The organism is Shewanella surugensis, from assembly GCF_023284005.1.
GTDB lineage: Bacteria > Pseudomonadota > Gammaproteobacteria > Enterobacterales > Shewanellaceae > Shewanella > Shewanella surugensis.
Genome location: NZ_JAKIKS010000096.1, coordinates 1 through 23,822 on the forward strand (window position 1 = coordinate 1; position 23,822 = coordinate 23,822).

The following is a 23,822-nucleotide window of genomic DNA, read 5'->3' on the forward strand; positions in this document are numbered from 1 at the left end:
TAGCCAATGCTGAATTTTTAATTAACATGAGGCCAAGAAAGGCGTTAAACTTTCTCAGTCCTTATGAGTTTTTAACAGGTAAACGTGTGTCGCTTATTGCTGAGATCTAGGTTTTGGAGCTGAATCTTATATAAATGCATCAAGTATTGGTCGTATAGGAATGGCTTTATATGAATCTGAAAATAAATCAAATTTATTAGATTATTATTATTCAAATTCATTATCTAATATTGATGAAATGAGAAATATATTATCTCCATACTTATCGCCTATTGATTACTTTAGATGTCAGCTAGATGAACAATGGCCTTCTGGAGCCAAGTTAGAAAGTTTCCATGGAAAAAAAATGTTTGTTGGACTCTCTAGAGTTGTAGAACCAGAGGTAACATTTTTAGCTCATCACGACATTGTTGAAAAGGATGTACCAAATAATTATTCTGCTAAATCCATTCAAATGCAATTAGCTGCTAACGTCCACATACAAGTACCTGATATTGGAGGCGAACTTCTTTTATGGCATAAAGACATTACCGCTAATGACTTCGATTCAATTCGTGGTGACTCTTATGGGATTCCACCAAATAACCTCGGAGATCCCGATATAGTTGTCAAGCCTAAAGCAGGACAGTTAATTATTTTTAATAGTAGAAAAATGCACTCTGTTAGCGCTGGGAAAAATAAATCTAGAGTTAGCCTCTCTTGCTTTATTGGATATAGAGGGGAACATCAACCATTAACATACTGGAGTTAATATAGCTCACAGTTTATTGGTAATACTTTGGTGTATTTGAATATAATTAAAGTATGGCATTGAATTCAAAAATTTAATTATTATCTAAATTTAGAAAGGAAAACTTGATGTTAGATATCTACGCAAGTGAATTCATCGCTCTTGCTATTATTCACATTTTAGCCGTTATTATACCTGGACCAGATTTTACTATAACAGTACGTCAAAGTATTGTTTATGGCCGTACCACAGGCCTTATGACAAGTTTAGGTATAGGAGCTGGAATTTCTGTACATGTGGTGTACACAGTACTTGGCGTGGGATTGATTATCGCTCAATCAGATATAGCTTTTTCTATCGCTAAAATCATAGGGGCTATTTATCTAAGCTATTTAGGGGTTAACCTCCTTAGAAGTAAAAAAAATGTAGAAAATTTAAAATTTGACAGCACTAAAAATATGCCTGTTAACAATAAAAAAGCATTTTTAATTGGCTTTATGACTAATGCCTTAAATCCCAAAGCGACCCTGTTTTTTTTGGCTATATTTACTACTGTTGTTAGCCAGAATACTCCCTTAGCTATTCAATCTCTCTATGGTGTATGGATGTGTGTGGTCAACGCCCTTTGGTTTATGTTAGTTAGTTTACTTTTTTCTTACCAAAGAGTAAGAGAATTATTTTTGAACCTAGGTCACTGGTTTGAACGTATCATGGGTACATTATTATTAGGGTTTGCCGTGAAATTAATATTTACGATAAATTAGAAAATAAAAATATTCATTAACGAAAATAACATTACCATACAAAAGTATAGGCCTGGTTATCAAGTTCTAGATGACTAGGTTTACTAAAATAGGATATTTAAAGTAGTGCTATATACTAATAACATTAAAAAAAACAATATTGAAACGAAGGCTTCATTTGTTTCGCTTTTTCCATTAATTTTATTTTTATCAATATTTATTGGAGCAGGAGTTTACTTCCAAAGCAATGATGTTGATTTTGCTTTCTATCAAATCCCCAGTGTTATAGCAATATTACCTGCAATTATATTTGCCTTAGTACTTTCAAAAAAACAGTTAAGTCCGAGCTTGGAGGTTTTCTTTGCTGGTACTGGCCATGCTAACATAATTGCTATGTGTATGATCTATTTACTTGCAGGTGCCTTCGCATCTGTAGCTAAAGTAACTGGAGGAGTTGATGCAACTGTAGCCATGGGACTTTCTTTGGTTCCATCAAATTTACTCTTACCCGGATTTTTTGTCATAGCTGCTTTTATCGCAACTGCAATGGGGACCTCAATGGGAACTATCGCAGCAGTCGCCCCTATTGCATTAGGAGTAGCCAACGAAGCGCATATTGATTTACCTTTAATGGCGGGTGCTGTTATATCAGGAGCTCTTTTGGGTGATAATCTCTCTATTATCTCCGACACAACTATTGCTGCTACTCGCACTCAAGGTTGTGAAATGAAGGATAAATTTAGAGAAAATATTGTTTTTTCCGTACCTGCATCAATTATCACGATAATAGTCTTCACCTTAGCAGGGCAAGGACAGGCAGAGGTTATAGCTCAAGATTTTGATTACATAAAGGTAGTTCCATACCTAACTATTTTGATATTGGCTGTTTTAGGGGTTAATGTATTCGTGGTTTTATCCACTGGGATTTTGTTAGCAGGATTGACAGGACTGCTTACAATGGATTACGGCGTAGTCCAGTTTAGTAAAAATATCTACACAGGATTCATCGATATGCAAGATATTTTCATTTTGTCGATGCTTGTCGGTGGCTTAGCTGCGTTAATGAAAGAACAAGGGGGTCTAACATTTGTCAGTAATAAAATTGAAAAAGTGATAATGAAATTATCAACAGAAAAAGGCAATATCTCAATTCATGAATCTGAATTAGGAATCGCGAGTATTGTAGCTATAACCAATGCTTGTGTAGCCAATAACGTAGTATCTATTGTTGTAACTGGTGATATAGCTAAGGAGATGGCTAAGAAACATAAAGTTTCCCCTAAACGTGCTGCTAGTATTCTAGATATATTTTCTTGCATCACTCAAGGACTTATACCATATGGAGCTCAAGCATTATTAATCGCATCGATTTTTAGCATTTCACCATTAAGTGTCGTAATTAATTCTTGGTATTGTATGATATTAACTCTAATGGCTATTTTAATAATTATCTATCGTAAAAGAGTAAGCTGATTAGTTATATGTGAAAATATTTACAGTATTTATATAATTGCAAAAAACTACAGCGTTTGGATTGAGCAGGTGCTAGTACCTCAAGAAGTTTGGTATAAGTTATTTATTTTTAAGGCTTACTGGCTCATTCCTGCACATGAGTGGGATAAGTTTTCCATAAAAAGCCCTCTTCTCTACCAGTGATAAGGATCATTATCACTGGTTTGTTTTCTCATATGCACTGACTAATCAAATCAATTTAATATCTTCATTCTGTACCAAGTCATTCAATATTTCCTCTCTAATTTCTTCTATAGATTCAACAATGTTTATATGATTTTTATCGTTAATTAATTTGATGGTTATCGGCTTATTTACCCATTGGCTCACATTATTATCCGGTAGCTTAGAAATTAACTTGTTGATCTTAAACGAAATGCTATCTTTATTACCAATGTATTTATTTACTAAACCAGCCTTAAATAGAGTCACTTTTGCATGGTTTAATTTGCTACTTAACTCACACTGACTCATGGCCTCTTCGAACGGATGAGCCTGCAGTATCTTTTCAATATAACTTGAATCTGTTATACCTAGATCGTGGCACTTCGTTTTCATCTCTAGCAAAGAAGGCATTTTTAGTTGTTTTCTCAACCTGAGAAGATGTTCTGAATTAATGATTGTATCAAGTAAAAACACCTTTATATCCTTAGCCCCACGTGATTCCAACAAATAGGATATTTCCAATGCGAGTTGGCCCCCTAAAGACCAACCTAAAAGGCCAATAGGCTGATCGATAGAAGTCTGTGATAGAATCTGATCAGCATAAATTACAGCCATTTGCTGCAAGGATGATATTTTAACTTCCGAACTAAAATTGTAATTATCAATACCAATACAATTAACAATATCAGATAACGCTAGGGCTAAAGGCACATAAACCTCACAACCAGCAATCGCAGGATGAATCATAAAGAGCTTTTGCTCTGCATTCGAGTTTAGCGTTAACGCCTTAAGTAAATCATTTGGGCATTGCTCCTTATCTAACCAGTCACAAAATAATGCTATCTGAGGCCAGCTAAACAAGGTACTCAGAGGGATATCGACATTCAGCTCACTACGGATCGCCGCAATCAGCTTAATCGCACTAATGGAATCGCCACCAATCCGGAAGAAGTTGTCATGAATCCCCACTTGCTCAAGGCCCAGTACAGCTTGCCAAATCTCACACAGCTGTTTTTCAGTTTCATTGCGTGGCGCCACATAAGTATCAGACTTAATAAACTCAGGCTCAGGCAAGGCCTTACGGTCTAACTTGCCATTAATGGTTAATGGCACAGATTCAATTAAAGTAAAAGTCGCAGGCTGCATATAATCAGGTAGCACACGGGTTAATTGCTGGCGCACGCCTTCTATATATGTATCGGTTTCTGGAGTAAGGAAAGTATCAGCATCCACGTCTTCAACCACAGCCTCTGTCACCACATACGCGGCAAGGTATTGACCGTTTGCACTCTTGTGCTCACTCAGCTCATATTGGTCATCATTAACATGTTGATGGTCAATCACCACCGCTTGATTAATGCCCGATATTTGACTGAGCGCTGTCTCAATTTCACCCAGCTCAATCCGATGTCCGCGGATTTTAACCTGACTGTCATTACGGCCTAAAAACTCTAAGTTACCATCCGCTAAATAGCGCACCATATCCCCGGTTTTGTATAAACGGGTATAGCCTTTTTCAATATCTGCATTCGTTGCAAACGGATTATCAATAAAACGCGCTGCGGTTAACTCTGGACGGTTAAGATACCCGCGAGCCAGGCCTGCACCACCAATATAGAGTTCGCCAAAAGTGCCTATGGGGCATAATGTATTATTTTCATTGACAACATAAACTTTAATATTAGGTATTGGCTTCCCGATATTACTAGCTGAATTGCCATTATTGTATAAGTTTACTGTGGCACATACAGTGCTTTCTGTTGGACCATAGGCATTAAACACACGATATCTTTGATTAAGTGATTTTAACAACCCTAACGATGGTGACTCACCCGCTAAGACTAATGTTTTTAATGACTTTATTTTCATTAAATCCATAATATTAACAAGTGATGGCGGGATGGTGGCCACACTTATCATATGCTTATTAATTAGTTCGACTAATACATCTATATCCTTGCGTTCTGTTTCATTACAAACACATATTTTATGGCCTTGACTTAGACTCACAAAAAGCTCAGATACACTAGCATCAAAAACATAGGAAGCAAATTGGAGGGCTACATCTTGCTCGTTCAGGCCAAATACATCCATCTGAGCCTTAATTAAATTAATCACACTTTTATGCTCAACCATTACTCCTTTAGGTTGACCAGTCGTACCTGATGTATAAATGACATATGCGAGATTTTCTGCTTTGCTTGGCACATTTAAATTATCACAAGGGTAATTGACTAAACTATGATCAATCAAGAGTAGATGACATTGAGTATGTACTTCTTTCATCCAAGACTGAAGCCGTTTCTCATTGTAGGATTGAGCTAACAATAATGTGGTTTGACTATTTTTTAAAATGAAAGTGACTCTTTCTTTTGGGGTTTCTGTAGAAATAGGCACATAAGCACCGCCAGCCTTGAGCACGGCTAAAATACTGATGACCATTTCCAGACCTCGGTTAAGATAGAGGGCAATTAAGGTGTCTGCTTGCAATGGTACTAGATAGCTTTCTTGATACTGGCGGCGGATATGATGCGCCAATTGATTGGCTTTTTCATTTAATTCTCGATAAGTTAGCTCATTTTCTTCAAATACTAATGCTATGTTATTCGGAGTTTTGTGCACTTGTGCTTCAAATAGCTGCTGTATAGTTTTATTTTTCGGGTAAAATGTTTCGGTTTTATTCCACGTATTTACTAAGGTATGACGTTCTTCAGTTGATAGCAGTTCGATCTGCCCAACTTTTTGTTGAGGGTTAGTTAGCATTTCAATGAGGGCTTTTTGATACATATGAGCAAAATGCTTAATATCTATCTCATTAAACAGACTTAAGGCATAGTTCCACTTCGCAGTTAATGACTTGCCACTGTCATCAATAAAAAGGCTTACATCATATTTAGCTGGACAGAATAAGGCTTGCTTATCTGTAAGCTCAACTTCTTCAAATAAAGTTCTGTTTAATGTCAAATCAGGCCCAAAACTCTGTAGACTAAACATTACCTGAAAAATTGGATGACGTGATATATCTCGCTCAAGGGTTAGTTCACTCACTAATTTCTCAAAGGGACACTCTTGATGTATCTTGGCTTCTTGTATGCAGTTATGAACTCGAGTGATTAAATCTAGGCAGCTTAATTCAGGAGCTACTTTAGTGCGAAGTACTAATGAATTAACAAAGAACCCTATTAACGATTGAGTCTGTGCATGATGACGATTATCTGATGGTGTTCCTAGTACGATATCTTGTTGATTGCACAATTGACTCAAGGTGAGGTAAAAACCACTGAGCATCACGGTATAAAGCGTAGTGTTATGGGATTTAGCCAAGGCGCGTAATTGCGTTGATAATGAGACTTCCAATACACAAGTATAATTGGAACCGCGATAATTTATCTGTGCCGGACGAGTTTGTTTAGTCGGTAAATTGAGGGTGTTAAAGCCTGAGAGCTTGTTGCGCCAGTAATTCAGCTCTACTTCGAGAACCTCTCCTTCTAAGTAACTTCGCTGCCAATAAGCGTAATCACTATAACTAATCGATAGCTCAGGGAGTTTTGGTTTTTGTCCTTCCAGCAAGGATAAATAAGTCTGAGTTAACTCGGTAAAAAATATGGTGATTGACCAACCATCAAAGGCAATATGGTGTGGCATAATCAATAAATATCGCTCACACTTTTTATCATACTGAGAAGCAACATCATAACAACATAAGCGTAGCGGGGCTTGTTCATGTAAATCAAACGGTCTATTGACCTCTGCTTTAACAAGCGTTTCAAAAGCTAGCTGGTTTGCAACAGTTTGCGTGTGATAACTTAGTGGCTTATCTAATAACTCGGTGAAACCTATGCCTTTATTGGTTTCACGATAAATACTATTGAGTACTGGGTGACGTTGGGCTATCAGATTGATACTGTGCAGGAGTACTTCGGTATCAACATGAGAGGTTAATCGAACGAGGTAAGGCATGTGATAAGTTGCATGACCTTGCTCAAAACGTTCAATAAACCATAAACGCTCTTGAGCAAAAGATAGAGAAGATTGAAGTGTTGGTGCTGAGCTAGGAATAACCAGCAATTCAGAAGATAATACTTGAGCAAGTTCTGCAATTGTCGGGTGAGCGAACAACTGAACTAGAGGGATATCTAAATTAGCACTTTGCCGCCCTTTGGCACTTAAACGGATCGCCGTCATGGAATCCCCGCCAATACGGAAAAAATTATCATGGATGCCTATCCGCTCTAGTCCTAGAACGGCTTGCCAGATGTCACAAAGTAAGTTTTCTTGTTCGTTGCGTGGCGGTATGTAATTAGCACTATCGATAACATCGGGATCGGGAAGGGCGTTACGATCAAGTTTACCGTTAAGGGTTAAGGGGACAGTATCGATAGCGGTAAAGCTTGATGGCACCATATACTTGGGAAGCTTAGTCGTTAATTCTTGACGAATAGCTGTAACATCAATATCTGAACCATCGGAGACAAAGTAGGCTGCTAGGTATTGATTATCACCTCCTCGCAGGTTAATTACTACCGCCTGTTTAATTCCATCTACTCTATTTAAGGCAGTTTCTATTTCCCCTAGTTCGATGCGATAGCCACTAATTTTGATTTGACTGTCGTTACGACCTAAGTATTCCAAATTGCCATCGGGCAAATAGCGAACTAAATCGCCTGTTCTGTAGAGGCGGCTGTAACCTTTCTCAATATCCTCATGCGTAGCAAAGGGGTTGTCTATGAAGCGATCAAGAGTCAGAACGTCACGATTAAGGTAACCGCGAGCCAAGCCAATACCACTAATATAGAGTTCACCAGATGCGCCAACAGGAAGACGTTGTAAATAGTCATTGAGGACATATAGTTTAGTATTACTAACAGCTGTACCAATTTCATTAACATTCCGGCTAGCATCTACTTTTTTTCCTGATGCATAAATACTTGCTTCGGTCGGGCCATAATAATTATAAAGTGCATATCGGTTAGCCCAATATTCACCTACTTTTTGCTCACAAGTATCACCTGCAAAAATAATACTCTGTAATGATAGATATTCATGTTTTGGTAATACGGTTAATAATACGGGAGGCACAAATAAACAATGCAGTAAATGAGTATTAATGTATTCACTTAATAATAATGGATTCTGTCTTATTTTTTCATTAAACAAGTGAAGCTCGCCACCAAAACATAAGCTATTGAATATTTCTGAAACTGAGACATCAAAAATATAATTACTGAACCACCCCATCCTATAACAGTTTGAATTTATATTATAAATATCATTCATTGAGATTATCGTGTTAACGGCACTTCTATGCTCAATCATTACTCCTTTAGGCTGACCTGTAGTACCTGAGGTGTAAATGACATATGCTAAATCTATGGCTTGACTGATAGGTGAAAGGTTATCGCAAGCACGTGATACTAAGCTGTCGTCATCTAGGTTAATTACTTGACAATGTCGTGTGGTATTGACTTTATTTTCGCTAAGGTTTTTTTTACAGCATCTTGTTAATTGAACCACATAATGCGCGTGCGTGATAATGAAGGGCGTGCTTGTATCTTGCAGTATAAAAGTGGTACGTGATTGCGGGTATTCAGGAGAAATAGGTACATAGGCTCCGCCTGCCTTGAGCACAGCTAAGATACCGATAAGCATCTCCAGCGAGCGGTCAAGATAGAGTGCGATTAAAGTGTCAGGTCTGAGTGGTATCTGATAGTATTCTTGGTATCGATTACGAATATTATGTGCCAGCTGATTAGCTCTTTCATTTAATTCTCGATAAGTTAGGCTTTGTTCTTCAAATTTTATGGCTATTTGGTTAGGTGTTTTTTTTGCCTGCATCTCAAATAATTGATGAAGTGTTTGATGACTGGGATAAGATCGATCTGAATCATTCCAGAGAGCAAGATATTTGCTATCTTCTGGATGGATATTCTTAAATTCTGTCATCTCAAGTGAACATATTTGCTCCAAATAAAATTCATAATATTTTAATAAATGATTAGATGCAGCCTCATCACTTAGGCTTTTATGTATCAATAAGGTTATGACGTACTGGTTATCATGGCGAGTAACATTAAATAAAAATAAAGAACTATTGTATGAAACATCTTCAAAATCATCTATCAATCCATTATTTTGATGATGATCCACTTCTTTAAACTGAACAAAATCAAATGTTGATGAATAAAGTTCATCGTCATAGTGAGAAGCTATTTTTGCGGAAGGATAAATTTGATAATCATTTTGTACGACAATCCCTTTTTGAATAGATTTAATTGTTCTTGCAATATTGATTGTATCAACATTAATTCTTAAAGGAATCACATTTAAAAAATAACCTAGCTGTGCATCTCCTTCAGAATGAATCGGTCTATTATTACATACATGACCTATAACAATGTCATTTTTTTGATGAAAACTTGCCATGAGACAAAATTGAGCTGCTAGGAATAACGATTTATCCTGAACATTTAGTTTTGATGCTGTAGATTGAATTTTATTTGCGTCTGAAAGATTTAAGCGTTTTATAATGAAGTTTTGTTTTGAATAAAAATCATTCTTTATTTCGGTTGTTGCATTGAACCATTTCAATGGGCGAACTGGTTCATATTTTGAGAGATATTTTAGCCAGAATCTTTCATGTTTTTTATTAGTAATAGATTTTGCTTCTAATTGTACAAAGTTGGCATAGGTTGATTCTAGATGTAAATCTACATTATTATTCAAACAGTAAAGATTAATAAAGTCTGAGAAGTATCTATTAAAACTCCAACCATCCGTAATCGTATGATGAAAAAAACCAAATAAACTAAATTTATCTTTATTGGAGATAACTACAAAATCAAATAACCTCTCTGGATTAAACTCTTTTTTTAACAGTAATTGTTCTTCAATAAAATCTATTGTTTTTATTTTGTCAGATGTAATAATAGGCCCATAAATCACCTTCACATGATCTTTTATAATAATTTTCTTTCTGACAAATAAATTATAGCCATTTTCTTCACTCAAGCTAAAAATGCCTTTCATCAACGTATATTTGTTAACTAGTGAATTCATAACGTTAAAAAACTTTTCGTTATTAAAGCTTTGATTAATAGTACAAAAAAACACATCAAAATTAATCAAATTACCAAATCGAAGAGATTCATAAATTAACCCCTGCTGGGTAATACTGGCAGGAAAACCATCTAAAAAATCATCATGATTTTTTACTTCTTTTGACTTTAGTAGACTAAAGGCTTGAAGCTCTTTCCCGGAAGATTGGGTACTACTCTCTTTTGATAAAAGTGGAGATATGAGGCGGATAGTTGGATATTGAAATAGTGTTCTTAAAGAGGGGACCACATAACCTTGCTTACTTAACTTTGATATAAGTTGGATCCCTATAATAGAATTCCCCCCTATTTCAAAAAAATTATCATCAATTCCGACACACTTTATTTTAAAAACTTGCTGCCATATTTCACAACATATTTTTTGACTTTTATTTTCTGGTTTAACGTAAATATTAATTTTTTCTTCCTTGTATAGCGGAAGTAAATTAAGCAATAAATGTCTATCAACTTTACCTGTTAATGTCAGTGGGATAACATCAACTTTCAGTAATGTACTTGGAATCATGTAATCTGGTAATATTTTTGTAAGAACATGTATAATGGTAGCGTTAATGCTTTTACTACTTACTTCGTTCAATACATAAAAAGCAGCAAGAGTAGACGCAGAAAAATCATTATTTTCGTTGTTAATTGGTATAACACATGCTTGTTTAATACCTGTTATTTTCGATAATATAAATTCAATTTCTTCCAATTCAACACGATGACCTTTTATTTTTATTTGGAAATCATTTCTTCCTAAATACTCCAAATTACCATCAGGCAGATGTCGTACAATATCACCTGTTTTGTATAACCTAGAGTAACCATTTATTTTGTCTCTTTTTGAAGCAAAAGGATTGTTTATAAATTGTTTTTTAGTCTGCTCGGTTAGATTTTTATACCCACGAGCTAAGCAGACCCCGCTAATGTAAAGTTCACCCGATGTACCTAAAGGGACAAGTGCAAGATCTTCAGTTAGAACATAAAGTTTTGTATTGGAAATTGCCTGTCCAATTAACAAAGAAGACGTTTTTTTATTAATATTATCAAAGTGACTAACATCAATAGCGGCCTCGGTAGGTCCATATAAATTGTGAATAAATACCTTGTTATGTCGTACTTTCTCGAAAAGACCAATGACTGTTTTGGTTAATTCTTCACCACTACAGAAAATCTGCTCCACACAAATAGGTAGTGTTTTTTTATGCTCAATGAGATATTGGCAATAAAGACTTAGCATGGTTGGCACAAAATGCATAACCGAAATGTTATTTTCAACAATTAATGCTTGCAATTGTACTGGATCTCTATGAGCGTTTGGTGGAGCTATAATTAAAGTTGCTCCCACCTGATTTGCCCATAGTAACTCCCATACTGAAACATCAAAATTATAGGGTGTTTTTTGCAAGACGCGGCTTTTTTTTGATAAAGGGTATTGAGACTGCATCCAGTTAATTCGGTTAACAATACTGTTATGTTGAAGCATTACACCTTTTGGCTTACCGGTACTACCTGATGTATAAATCACGTAAGCAAGATCAGTTTCATGGTTAACTGGTTTTAAGTTAGCACCTGATTCTTGAGCCATATTGAAATAATTATCAACAGGAATTAACGTAGTATATTTTAATCTTCTTAAAACTTCATTTAGCTGAGGTAAATGTTGACTTTGTGTTAATATTAATTGAGAGTCGGTATCTTGAAGCATGAATAAAGTGCGATCAATTGGCGTTTCGGGAGAAATAGGTACATATGCACCTCCCGATTTTAATACTGCTAACACACTGATAAGCATTTCTATACAACGTTCAAAATACAGTGTTATTAATACGCCAGGTTCTAGTGCTTTTTTGTGATTTTTTTGATATTCTGCTGTTATTTTACATGCTAACTGATTAGATAGATAATTAAGTCTCTGATAAGAAATTGTTTCAGTTTCGAAGGATGCAGCAATATTATCTGGTGTTAGTGCGGCTTGTTCTTCGAATAATTGATTAAGCGTCTTATTCATAGGGAAAACCGCATCAGTTTGATTAAAATCATGTACTAGAGTGCGATACTCATTGTTTGATAACCAAGGTAAGGTAGAGAGTTGGAGAGATGGATTTTCTATACCCGCTTGTAACATATTCAATAATCGCGTCGCTAAAAAACTTATTTCTTCAGTCATGAAGTATTGCTGACAATATGTGATATCAAGAACCAGCTTACCTTCGCTTCTATAGTCAATTAGACGTATATGCAGCGGCTGATCACCATCATTTGTCATAACTCTAAAAATATGTCCAGTTTTTTTAGTTGTTTCATCTTGCTTATTATTAAATAACTCATAATTGAGCTCAATAGGGATCCGGCTCTTGATGCCTAATAAACGTATACTTTCGCTAGCAGGAAAACGACTATGAATTAAGCTTTGTTTTAATATAAAGTTAGATTGCTTAATGGAGTCGTTAAAACTTTGAGTCGGTAGGTAGTCAAAACAAAAAGGAACGGTATTGGAAAACATACCGGCTACTTGATGAGATGCTTTGTTTGGCCTACCGTGTACTGTTAAACCTAAGGTAATGTTATCCATATTATAAATACGAGAAAAATAACTGCCAACCACTGTCGAGAACAAAGCCGAATAATTGGTATCATTTTTTTTACAGAAGACAGCCAAATCTCTGACAAAAACATTAGGTAGATCTATTGTATAATTAGACAAACCTGTTTGGTTATAATTTTTCCTGAAATGTAGTATTGATGTTTTATTTAGTTTGTTTTCCCAGTATTCTTTATCTATTAAAAATCGATTAGAATCTTGGTAACTGATAGCTTTTAATACATAAGGTGTGTATTGTTTTAGCGTATCTAGAAAATCAACACTTTCATTTTTATATAAACAACAATAAATCTTGTAGAATAAAGATGATAAATAAAGACAGCTGATACCATCAATAAATAAGTGATGGTATCGATTGAAATTATAATATTTGTTCTCTGATATTTTCAAGAGAAAAATTCGAGAATTAGAGCAACTGTGGATATAAGGCACAGTATTAAACTCTTTTTTCATCCACGCTAATGCTTGTTCCTTTGGCTGACCATGTTGACTAAAGTCAATATAGTCGACTTCAAGAATATTTGTCGTAGGAGAGGCTATTTTTTGAAGTGGAGGTAAATTTTCCTGTTCGACCAATATTGATCGTAAAACATCAATATTCTGGTACATTAGCTGCCAAGATTTTTTATATACTGCAACATCAACATCATGATTTATTACGTTATAACCACCCACATTATGTATAGCACTATCATTATAAAATAAATGCTCGAAGTAAATATTTCTCTGTGATGGATGTAATGGAATAACATTGTTTTCACTCATACTGAATGCCACTTAATTATTTTAAACTCATGACTTCTCAGGGTAAGCGTATGAGTTGGTTTTTTTGTTAAGTTTAATTGTAACCTTTGTAGGTTTTCCCTGAGTTTAGGTTATAACGAAAAGCTAAATCTACATAAAAACACCCGCAGCAAGCTGCGGGGAATCAAACCCACAGAGATTGAAGTAACAAAATCTGATCATGCATACCATAGAAAATTCAATTTTTAGACTTGTGTAGAAGAGTCAGGGGGTTGTATCACAAACAAGTTTCTAGAGTATACTCTAGGGTATACTAAATCTCGGAATTGTTCAAATCTGCAGGATCCAGAGTAACAAATAATAGGATCTCATCAGCTCAGCCAGTCTTGTACTTTCTCACCCATCAGCATTCATATGCTGTCATTAAGGAACTTAAAATGTCATTGAATTTATTAAAAATAGCACCATTTGTACCATTGTTTGAGAAAAATTGGCATCTAATTTATAGTGAATACCTGTTAATAAAAGATCAAACAGTACCATGGCCAGAATTTGATATTTATGAAGGTAACTGGCGCACATTCGGCTTATTCGATTTTCCTCTTGGAAATAAAACATCTAATACAAACCTAGCTCCTTTTACCAGTCATTTGATTGAAAACTATATTCCATCACATGGCGCTGCAGGATACTCGATATTAAAGGCTAATACTGTTATTGAACCTCATATGGGTTATCAGGGGGATTATTTGAGGATACACCTAGGCCTAGAAATACCTGATGGTGATTGTGGACTTAGATCACAAGGAGGGATCAAAAGATGGACAGAGGGTAAAATATTTATCTTTGACGATCGGCTCATTCATGAAGCATGGAATAAAACTGAAAATGACAGAGTTGCGCTCATTATCGATTTTATTCCAGAGAAACCATAAAATAACCTTAAGGATTAAGGATTAAGGATTAAATGAAATACTTACCTATCAGTCGAAATGGTTGATAAATATCGATAATCGAGTATTGTATGTGACCATGAAAATTAAAGCCTACACTCAAGAAATTGAAGTTCAAATGCTCAATTTGGCTCCGTTGCAAAGTTTAGCTGGAGTCTGATTTTTCTGTTAATTCATCGCCTAGAAAGTAAATTGTCTCTCAATTAGGCGCACTTCGGCTAAGGAGGCACGACCATACAACCAGAAGTTAAGTTGGCCTTTTCGAAACATGCGCATGACCTCAAATCCTCTTATCGTAGCGAATGCTGTTTTCAAAGATTGAAACCCTCGAACAGGGTTGATGAGTCGTTTGAGTTTGCCATGATCGGACTCTATCCGGTTATTCAGATACTTGACCTGTCGTTGATTTAGGCTCTGGTCACAGAGCCCGTCTTTCTTCAAAGATAGAATTGCTGGCGCGTATGCTTTATCCCCATCCGTGTTCAAAGTATTGGGGTGGCTATAAGATTCGATACTCCGCAATGCCTTACCCAGAAAACGTTTCGCTGCTTTTTGATTGCGTGTTCGAGACAAATGAAAATCGACGGTATGGCCTTCTTTGGTGATAGCGCGGTATTGTACTGGTCAACCCAAATTGGACACTTTTAGTTGAGAATATTCAAATTCTACAGGTGACAGATCACCATTAGCGGAATGCAGCGGCTCTAAGTTATAATATTTCATATAGGCCGCCACATCTAACTTCATCAATGCTCTTGTTGGTTGATTAACTTTAAAAATCCAATCGTGTTTCAGACTACCAAAGAATCGCTCTACGACTGCATTATCCCAACACGCGCCCACATCCCCCATGCTGGCACGGATCCCATAACTCGATAACAGTTTACCGAATTGCTTACTGGTATACTGTGAGCCCCTGTCACTGTGAAATACTAAGCCTTTAGGCGGTTGCCGAAGGTTATAAGCTTTCATCAATGCCTTAGATATCAAGTCTGTTGTCATGCGTTTATCTATGTGCCATCCCACTATTCGACGTGAATATAAATCCAGCACTACAGCTAAATACATCCAGCCTTCACCCGTCTTCAAATAAGTCACGTCACCCGCCCAAACCTGATTAGCTGAGGTTGGATTAAAGTTCATGTTTAGCAGGTTATCTGCTACGGCATCGCTGTGTTTTCGCTTTGTTGTCACCTTATAAGCTTGCCGTTGAGTGACCTTGAGCCGTAAACGTCGCATGATTTTACGAACTAAATAGCGGCCAACTTGATAGCCTTCTTTGCGTAATCGCTTCACCATTTCACGGTTCCCTAGGCTGCCTCGACTTTTCTTAAATAAGTATCGAACACGGCGATAAAGCTTCAGTGTATCAAGGCTTATCACGTTTGCAGGGCGTTTATGCCAATCGTAATAGCTAGATTTACTGACACTCATAACACGGCATAACAGTGCTGGGGTTTAGGGAGCAATGGAACAGAAAACCCGGTTAAGGATCTGTGTCACTCGGATCGCGCAATGGTCTAAGTTCGCCTCTAAGGGTTCTCTGACTAAAAGAACGGTTTGTCACCACGTTCCTCTTTGACCCTTGGTATCACTGGGCTGTAGCGAAAACATCAATTTATAACCAAGTTCCATATTACCCACTAATTATTTGATATTTAAGTAAATTAACGCACTGGTGAAATTCATATTTACTCAGTGAGCTTATGTATTAACATTATTGTAGTAACCCATTGATTTAATATGACTTACAAAATAAACCTATCTCTAGTGCAAGTTATAAATAGCTCTTAGGTTTTGTTTGAATATATCTGTCACTGATTTGTGTTGGTGTCAGTGGTTATCGAAACTCGTTGAATCCACTTCAATTGATAGTTTAGTTTTGAGAGTGGTTTTTGATAACCTGAAACCCACAAGATAGGGTGATTTATTAGACTTTATTTAAGCTCTCACAAACGCTCGTTTGTGAGAACGATTTACATGATTTCTAGGGGGATAAGAAATATGAATTTGCAGAGTCTTAATATTTGCATTCAATTCAACTGGTTAACTATTAACACCTAGGTGTTTTTAAAATCGATATTTTGGCTACAGCCCAGTGATACCAAGGGCTACAGAGGAACGTGGTGACAAACCGTTCTTTTAGTCAAATAACCCTTACTTAAATTTGTCGATGGATGCTAATGATAATTTAACCCAGTTAACTGACAACATAGATTCAAAAAACAGTATTAAGAATGTTCAATATGATGGATTAAACCGCCTTAAAATGGCGAATGGTCGTTGGGGGTCTGGTCATTACTCATATGACAGTGTAAACAACATCAGATCACGCAGCATTAGCGGCTCTAACATAAAATATGAATATGATAGTAAGAACCGTTTAGGCAGTGTATCGGGGGGGTATAAATATGATTATGACTCACGAGGCAATACGGTTAACAATGGTCGCTATGGATTAACATATAACTTAGCTAATCAGCTTGTTACCGCCAATGGTCAAAAATATGTTTATGATGGTAATGGAAAGCGAGTTAAACAGACTAACGCTAATGGTGTCAAATACACTATATATAGCCTAGGTGGTAAATTACTTTATCGTGAAAGTCAGAGTGGGGCTGGAACAATAAGCATCTATACTGGGGGCCAGTTAATTGCAGAGAGTGATGGTAAAAATGCAACTTATCAACATACTGACATGCTCGGATCACCCGTTCTGGAAACGGATAGTAACGGGAAAGTATCAACAAGAAGTTATTATGAACCATTTGGTAAGCGTTTAGGCGGGGATAAAGAGGGGATCGGCTTTACTGGTCATTTGCAAGATAAAGACTTAGGTTTAACTTACATGCAAGCCCGTTATTATGATCCGTTAATAGGTCGCTTTTACAGCAATGATCCGGTGAGTTTTGTTGATACACAATTCAGCTTTAACCGTTATTCATACGCTAATAACAATCCTTATATGTTTGTTGATCCTGATGGTAAATTTAATGCTTATAACGCCACCTTTGGTGGGATTTCAGGCGGTACAGCTGGTTTCTTAAATGCGGGTGATTCCATCGCAGATAAAGTATATGCAACTTTAATTGGTGCGAGTGCCGGTGCGCTCGCAGGAAGTGCCTTTAATGATGCTAGATTGTCTGCAATGAGCTCTAATGCCATCGGTCAAGTTGCGGGTGCTTATGTTAGTGCAGTTCGTGATAAAGGCTTTAATAATGTTAATTTCGAAAGCATGAGCGTAGACGGTACAACCATATCCTTTGGTGATATTCATATCGATCTTTTTGCCGTGGCTGTTAACGGTGCTTCGGCTAATATATTAAGTAATGGGAATCAAGTTATAGCTAATCGAACAATGAAAGATGTGATTGGTTCCAGAGTAGGTGAATCTGTTCCAGCTTTGTTGAGTGGTCAAGTTGGAGGGGCTGTAGTGGAAGGAATAGGAGCTGCAACTGTGGAGGTCTTGTATAATGGCTATGGTCCATCTGTTTGGAAACAGATGGTACAAGCTTACGAGTTAGTTGGTCCATTTGAAGAAAAAACAGACAGAGCGGGTAGGTTATGAATTTCATTATTTATCTTGGGGGGGTGATGGCAATCAATGTAGTACTTCATTTTTTGATAATGGCCTACTTTAATATAATTGTAATACTAAATAAGAAATTTAAAGGACACATATTACATGACCTTTTTGCACTTATTCTGGTTATAATTTTTATGATTCCATTTATTGGTTTTTTCAGTGTGTCACCTCATTTTTTAATGGAGACTTGGGCTTTGGTTATATCTGAGACAAGTAAAGAGATATTGATCTATTTCAATCTGTTTTTAGTCGCTGCAAGCTGCTTTTATAATGGGCGAAGGTCTTACAAATTGAGCAAATCATCTTATTGATAGTTTGTAACGTCTAACATTGGATTTGTTATTTTTTGGCTGAACAGTGGTATTAACTTTAACTATTGCACTCGAAAAAAAAGTAACTAACCTGAAGTCGGGTAGGAAATTTAACTAATAACCCTCTTTGTGATCATATTTTTCGACCCAGATTAATCAATCACACAGAGGGCGTAATATCAACCTCAAATAGGTGGTTGATTATGGGCTTGTTGCAAAAATATATTCGGGTGAACTTTGCTCTATTCTGAGCGCATCATATTGATATTGAACAAAAACCAAGGATCTAGCGAGCTTTAATCTAGCTATGCTCTTGATATATAGATAAACTGGTTCGCATCGGGTATACTCGATGCGAACCAGTTAAAGAGTAGTGTTGGATGGTTCGCAATACCTTGATAAACAACCCTACGCGAACTAATATTGTAAACCAGACCCTAAATAAACCAGTGAAGTAAAATGTTTATCAGAGCCTACCTTCGTGCCTCAACTGTAAGACGACAATCGCGCCAAAGATGATCTATAACTGATGACAATGCGAAAAGCTCAAAAATCTTAAAAACTGACTATACCTTAAGTGGATAGAAAACGTTCATGAAAACCCCGTGGGATAAAACGATGTCTATACTTTAGCATGGCTTTGACCCAATTGACTTAGAGGCACATCAGCTTTAAGGTCAGCTTCGATTTTCTCCAGTGTGACATTCTTTGTCTCTGGGACAAAGAATCTCACAAATGCTAATGAGAGCAAGCAAAAAAGCGCAAAGACGAAGAAAATAGAATCGTCACCATAAGTATGCATGATAGTGAGAGAAGTCCCCATGACAAGTCCAGCAAACGTCCAGTTAACCATCGTTGAGACCATAATACCAATTTCACGGCCTTCTTGCGGGAATAATTCAGAGCATAGTAGCCAAGCAACAGGGCCCCAAGATGTAGCAAAACCGAAAATATAAACAATAACAGAAACTAACAGAATACCTTTTTCGATACTGCTAGGGGAACCTTGTCCCATCACCCAGAATGATAAACCTACAGCTACCATAGCGATAAACATGACAATTGATCCCATGTATAACAGTTTCTTACGACCCCATTTCTCTACCCATTTAAGCGCTGGGAAGGTAAAGAGCATATTCACTGTAGGAACCAGCAACATTGCACCAACTCCAGTCATACCTGCATAGTCGAAGATTGTCGGTGAGTAATAGATCATTATATTGATACCAACAAGCTGTTGAAAGAACTGAATAAAAACAGCAAGGATCAGCACTTTCCAGAAGTAGCCTTTAGAGAGTAGAGATAAGCTATGTGTTGGTGTTTTAACGTTATCTTCAATTTCACGATATTCTTCTTCAACTTCAGCTTGAGTATTGCGAAGTTTATTAAGTACAGCTTTAGCCTCTTTATGGCGTCCTTTAAGTACGAGCCAGCGAGGAGATTCAGGTAACGTTAGGCAGCTGATAAACATGATGATAGCAAATGCTGCAATGACCAAAAACATGACTGGAACAGTGATTGTCGGCTTAACAAGAATTTGAATGATAGAGATATTACTTACCGCAATTAAGAAGATACCGATTGTGATCATGAGCTGAAATAGAGTACCCATTGCGCCGCGGATTTTTTTGGGTGCTGTTTCAGAAAGGTAGAGTGGTACGACAAAGGAGGTTATACCAACCGCAAAACCAATAATAAAGCGGCACAGCTCTAGAATGGTTATTGAAGGCATTGTCGCTGATAGCATAGAGGCAATAGTAAAGAATAGACCTGCTGCTATCAGTGGTTTTTTACGACCTAGAAAACGCGCTAAGATCCCGCCTAATAAGGCGCCTAAAATACCGCCATAGGCGATGATGGCAACAAAGTCTTCACCTTGTTGCAGATCTAAGCCATAAGCGCTTTTAATTGCATCGAGCGAATTAGCAATAAACCCCATATCTAAACCGAAGAGTAAACCACCTAGAGCGGCGATGATGCAGATTCTATAGACAACAGACTTGTATTTCCCTTGTGAGAGCTGTTGATTGAGTTGAGTGGACGACTGCCTGATCATTTTGTACCAGTCTCCTACGTTAAGATATCCCTATATAACAATAGCCCCTATTCAAAGCGATCATACACTTCCTCTGCTTTTAAAACCCGAATACTCGTCGCATCGTAAGCCATATTACGTCCTTGATTTTATAGAATCGATTTCAATACAATATTGCCCTTTATTTCAGTTTCTTCAACCACAAAAAGAGAAGTATTTTTAATGACTTCAATTATAGAAGGTGTCTTCTTGGGGGGAGTTAGCATTAAAAGAGGTATGATCTGATTTCCCTTATCATCGAAACCTTTTTCAATATCAGACTGATATATACAGATAAAATCAGATGTTCTACCCTCATCCTTTTGAATGAAGCGACTATCGATTTTCAACTTAACTTTTATTGTTTCAAGTAGATCAAATATATTTCGAGCCTCATTAATTTCTTGATTGAGGTCTTCATGGATTTTCTTAATTTCAATCAGTTTCAGCTCAAGATCGCCTTTTTGCTTGCGGCCAATTGCAATGAACCTTTTGAGTTCATTTTTCAGGCAACTATATTCAGTTTGTTTTATTTTTGGCTTTAGATGTTGAACTAGAATTTGGTTACGTTTTGCAGTTGGGATAAATCTTGAGCTTTCATCACAATGTAAATACAAATGGATTAAAGAGTGTGCAACGAGTCCGTTCAATGCGTCTGTGTATGTTTCGTTCAATCCAGAATGCCTCTACAACTAAAAAAGAGGCTTATTTTATCATTTCAGGGCTTTGAATGCTATTTTTACCTGAACCCTCATAGTGGTGAAACTCACTAACTATTAGCATTTCGTTTTAGAGGTTTTTTTGCTAAGATAACTATTCATTTCAGAGCTTATCTTGCTCTTTTTCCTCGAAATACAAATTCGCATTGCGCACAATCATTATTATGGTAAATCGGGCATTTTTGAGGGGAATTATCTGAATCTGCAAAAGAATCGATTGAGGTAGTATAAAATAGTACAGTGTTACTTGAGCAAATAAATAAACTGGTAGTGACTTTACACTTCATTATTTAGCCAGATATAAAGATGTCCCTCTGTTTAAGTGAAGTGTTATTTGGCATGGTACCTTAAATTAAAAGCGGCACCATACCATTTCCCCCGAGTTTCACTGCTGAATACTTGTGTATCGCAACAAAAACTCACTTTAAACAGTAAAAGCTAGATCTAGAAAGTATATTTCACACCGACCGAAATGGTTGAATTTTCATTATCCAAACCAGCTCCGTTTGGTATAAAGTATGAATCTCCAGTACTGTTTTCCACAATAGTTGTGTCAGCTTTAGTCTCAAAGTACTTGGTATACACATATTCTACATAAAGTTTTACTTGCGAAGTGAAGTTATAACCATAATTTAAAGACAGTGAGAGATAGTCGGACGATTCGTTACCTTTTTCATAAAATGTCAAATCACGCATATTGTGATTATCAACATCTTTTGCGTTAACCCAAGGACTCCACTTAAGCAACATGCCAATTTCGGATTGTTGAAATATATACTCTCCAGCTAATCCTAAATAAAGAGCACTAAATTCTTGTTCATAGTCAATACCTACAGTATCAGGAAAAACACCGATATCCGCACCATTATCATAAGAAAAGCTCCCGCCAATACCATCCCATTTAAATGTATTATATTGGTATCCACTGACAACACCAAGCTTATAACTTTGCTGACTTATTAGCCAATAAGTCACATTCAAATCAAATTCATACGCTTCTCTCAATTTAGTATCTGGACTGACAGAAATATCAGTAGGCGTTGATTGATATGGATCTAACCAATCTCTGTCCTTCATATTAGCATTGCCATCATCGGTCAAGATTGACCAAAAACTGCCTTTTACTGTCCAATTATCATTCAAATTCCAAGTTGCACCCAATTGAATGATTGGGACATTATTAATGTCCCAATCAAGCTGACTCAATTTACTACCATCACTATCATAAACCAACTCGGTCGATGAACCATTTAAAATGCCTAAAGATCCTTCTAGCATCAAGTTGCTTTTATCACTTTCGGCTATAGCATTAGGAGCAAAAACCAAAGGAATTAACATTAAAGTTAACTTTTTCATAAATATATCTAAAAACTCCAACATAGAGAACTCTAACAAACACTTGTTATAATTAAGTTTTATATTTCAATTAAAGTTATCACCCTGCGGTTATTACACCTACTAGTGCAGTAATATTTCAAGCATAATAAGTAACAAGTGTCAAAAAAGAGGATTATGCTCTAAGTGATATTTTTCACAACAAAAAACATATGCAATCACTTGTTTTTTAAACATAATTATACTAATGTCTAATTATAGCCATAAGAATTAAAAAGAAATTTACAGGAAACTAAAAAAGATAAGGATGATTAAAGTTAAATCCCTACCAGTGATAAGGATCATTATCACTGGTATTCACACATGGGTAGCCAATTCAATCTGGCTCAAATAGCTGGAACATCAATAGAAAGGCATGTAAAAGTCAGACGTTCGGCAACACCTTATCGTCCTTAACTTGCTAACTATTTCAATAAGCGAAAACAGAATAGGAAAGTTGGAACTCATGGTTCGAACCTGCCCTAAATACTTTGTAGGTTGTAGGTTGTAGGTTGTTGGGTGTCATATGATGCCTTAGTGGAGGCTTGAACCGTATGCAGTGAAAGTTGCATGTACGGCTCTTAGAGGGGCGGCACTTAATAACAAGTGTCACCTACTCGACAATAGGGGAGATTAAGGAAAATTGCTGCATTAATGAATTTTTCTGCTAAAAAATTTTTTTTTTGATATAAATTGATGACTATTTTTTGTATTTATGGACTTACTTACGTTCAACTAGATAAATTTATATGCCTACTGCAATAGAATTAAATGGAAGTTGGTTTAATCGTTCGATTAGCACTTCAGACATTCAAGATATCAAAACAGCAAAGAGTATTGATGATGTTAATAGTACTTGGGGGAAAATAGCTGATTGGTTTTGCGGAACAAACAAAGAAGAAGCAAAACAAAACTTATTTATATTTATGAGTCGTTCTGAAAGCCCAGAGAATAAAATAGAGGCTTTTAACACCCTTAAAAGCTTAGTATCCCCCTCTTTTAGCGAACAAAACTTTATTGAAACCTATACTGGAAACATAAAAGAAATAAAAATACAAACTATTGACTTAGAAGAAATATTTAGCTTCAAAATTGATATTTTGTCATATAATGATTGCACTAAAGTTACTGAAAGAATAAATAAAATAGACAATAAAGCCATAACCGGTCAGTTCTTAAAAGACACAAACAGGGCTGATTATTTCTTAA

General features: G+C 36.3%; 11 protein-coding genes and 2 pseudogenes. 7 read left to right on the forward strand and 6 right to left on the reverse strand.

The window, feature by feature from the left end:
- The 4 genes and pseudogenes from L2764_RS19385 to L2764_RS19400 form a co-directional block, all read left to right on the forward strand.
- A pseudogene (locus tag L2764_RS19385) lies at nt 1–110 on the forward strand (IS30-like element ISVsa7 family transposase); the annotation flags it as partial.
- Between the two features lie 50 nt (nt 111–160).
- Nucleotides 161–751 carry a 2OG-Fe(II) oxygenase gene (locus tag L2764_RS19390; protein ID WP_248942009.1) on the forward strand — a complete coding sequence of 197 codons (591 nt, stop codon included), beginning with the start codon at nt 161–163 and terminating at the stop codon, nt 749–751.
- A 107-nt stretch (nt 752–858) separates the two neighbouring features.
- Entirely contained in the window at nt 859–1,494 is a 636-nt protein-coding gene (locus L2764_RS19395) for a LysE family translocator (protein ID WP_248942010.1), read from the forward strand.
- 105 nt (nt 1,495–1,599) lie between these two features.
- The gene (locus tag L2764_RS19400; protein WP_248942011.1) at nt 1,600–2,946 is read left to right on the forward strand and encodes a Na+/H+ antiporter NhaC family protein; all 1,347 of its coding nucleotides are present in this window, start codon (nt 1,600–1,602) and stop codon (nt 2,944–2,946) included.
- 228 nt (nt 2,947–3,174) lie between these two features.
- Here L2764_RS19400 and L2764_RS19405 read toward each other — a convergent pair whose 3' ends face one another.
- Nucleotides 3,175–13,617, reverse strand: coding sequence for a non-ribosomal peptide synthetase (locus L2764_RS19405; protein ID WP_248942012.1), 10,443 nt, complete (start codon nt 13,615–13,617; stop codon nt 3,175–3,177).
- Nucleotides 13,618–14,033: 416 nt separating this feature from the next.
- Here L2764_RS19405 and L2764_RS19410 point away from each other — a divergent pair, with 416 nt between their 5' ends.
- The gene (locus L2764_RS19410) at nt 14,034–14,531 is read left to right on the forward strand and encodes an aspartyl/asparaginyl beta-hydroxylase domain-containing protein (protein WP_248942013.1); all 498 of its coding nucleotides are present in this window, start codon (nt 14,034–14,036) and stop codon (nt 14,529–14,531) included.
- A gap of 198 nt (nt 14,532–14,729) precedes the next feature.
- Here the strand turns inward: L2764_RS19410 and L2764_RS19415 are convergent, their stop codons facing one another.
- Nucleotides 14,730–15,155 carry a DDE-type integrase/transposase/recombinase gene (locus tag L2764_RS19415; protein WP_376708456.1) on the reverse strand — a complete coding sequence of 142 codons (426 nt, stop codon included), beginning with the start codon at nt 15,153–15,155 and terminating at the stop codon, nt 14,730–14,732.
- 18 nt (nt 15,156–15,173) lie between these two features.
- Nucleotides 15,174–15,998 (reverse strand): annotated as a pseudogene (locus L2764_RS19420) (IS3 family transposase); the annotation flags it as partial.
- Nucleotides 15,999–16,722: 724 nt separating this feature from the next.
- Between L2764_RS19420 and L2764_RS19425 the strand changes: the two are divergent.
- Nucleotides 16,723–18,117 (forward strand): RHS repeat domain-containing protein, encoded by a 1,395-nt coding sequence (locus L2764_RS19425; protein WP_248942014.1) that lies wholly within the window; start codon nt 16,723–16,725, stop codon nt 18,115–18,117.
- Between the two features lie 951 nt (nt 18,118–19,068).
- Here the strand turns inward: L2764_RS19425 and L2764_RS19430 are convergent.
- From L2764_RS19430 to L2764_RS19440, 3 genes are all read right to left on the reverse strand, one after another.
- The gene (locus tag L2764_RS19430; protein ID WP_248942015.1) at nt 19,069–20,502 is read right to left on the reverse strand and encodes a sugar porter family MFS transporter; all 1,434 of its coding nucleotides are present in this window, start codon (nt 20,500–20,502) and stop codon (nt 19,069–19,071) included.
- Nucleotides 20,503–20,630: 128 nt separating this feature from the next.
- Nucleotides 20,631–21,194, reverse strand: coding sequence for a DUF2913 family protein (locus L2764_RS19435; protein ID WP_248942016.1), 564 nt, complete (start codon nt 21,192–21,194; stop codon nt 20,631–20,633).
- A gap of 489 nt (nt 21,195–21,683) precedes the next feature.
- Complete coding sequence (locus L2764_RS19440) at nt 21,684–22,619, reverse strand: omptin family outer membrane protease (protein ID WP_248942017.1); 936 nt, start codon at nt 22,617–22,619, stop codon at nt 21,684–21,686.
- A gap of 743 nt (nt 22,620–23,362) precedes the next feature.
- Between L2764_RS19440 and L2764_RS19445 the strand changes: the two genes are divergently transcribed.
- Nucleotides 23,363–23,822 (forward strand): SGNH/GDSL hydrolase family protein (locus L2764_RS19445; protein ID WP_248942018.1); only part of this gene is annotated, 460 nt, incomplete at its 3' end.

Bases quoted from the DNA above. Each gene is read 5' to 3' on its own strand.
- L2764_RS19390 (WP_248942009.1), top strand. From the start codon at position 161: ATGGCTTTATATGAATCTGAAAATAAATCAAATTTATTAGATTATTAT.
- L2764_RS19395 (WP_248942010.1), top strand. From the start codon at position 859: ATGTTAGATATCTACGCAAGTGAATTCATCGCTCTTGCTATTATTCAC.
- L2764_RS19405 (WP_248942012.1), bottom strand. From the start codon at position 13,617: ATGAGTGAAAACAATGTTATTCCATTACATCCATCACAGAGAAATATT.
- L2764_RS19410 (WP_248942013.1), top strand. From the start codon at position 14,034: ATGTCATTGAATTTATTAAAAATAGCACCATTTGTACCATTGTTTGAG.
- L2764_RS19425 (WP_248942014.1), top strand. From the start codon at position 16,723: ATGGATGCTAATGATAATTTAACCCAGTTAACTGACAACATAGATTCA.
- L2764_RS19430 (WP_248942015.1), bottom strand. From the start codon at position 20,502: ATGATCAGGCAGTCGTCCACTCAACTCAATCAACAGCTCTCACAAGGG.
- L2764_RS19440 (WP_248942017.1), bottom strand. From the start codon at position 22,619: ATGTTGGAGTTTTTAGATATATTTATGAAAAAGTTAACTTTAATGTTA.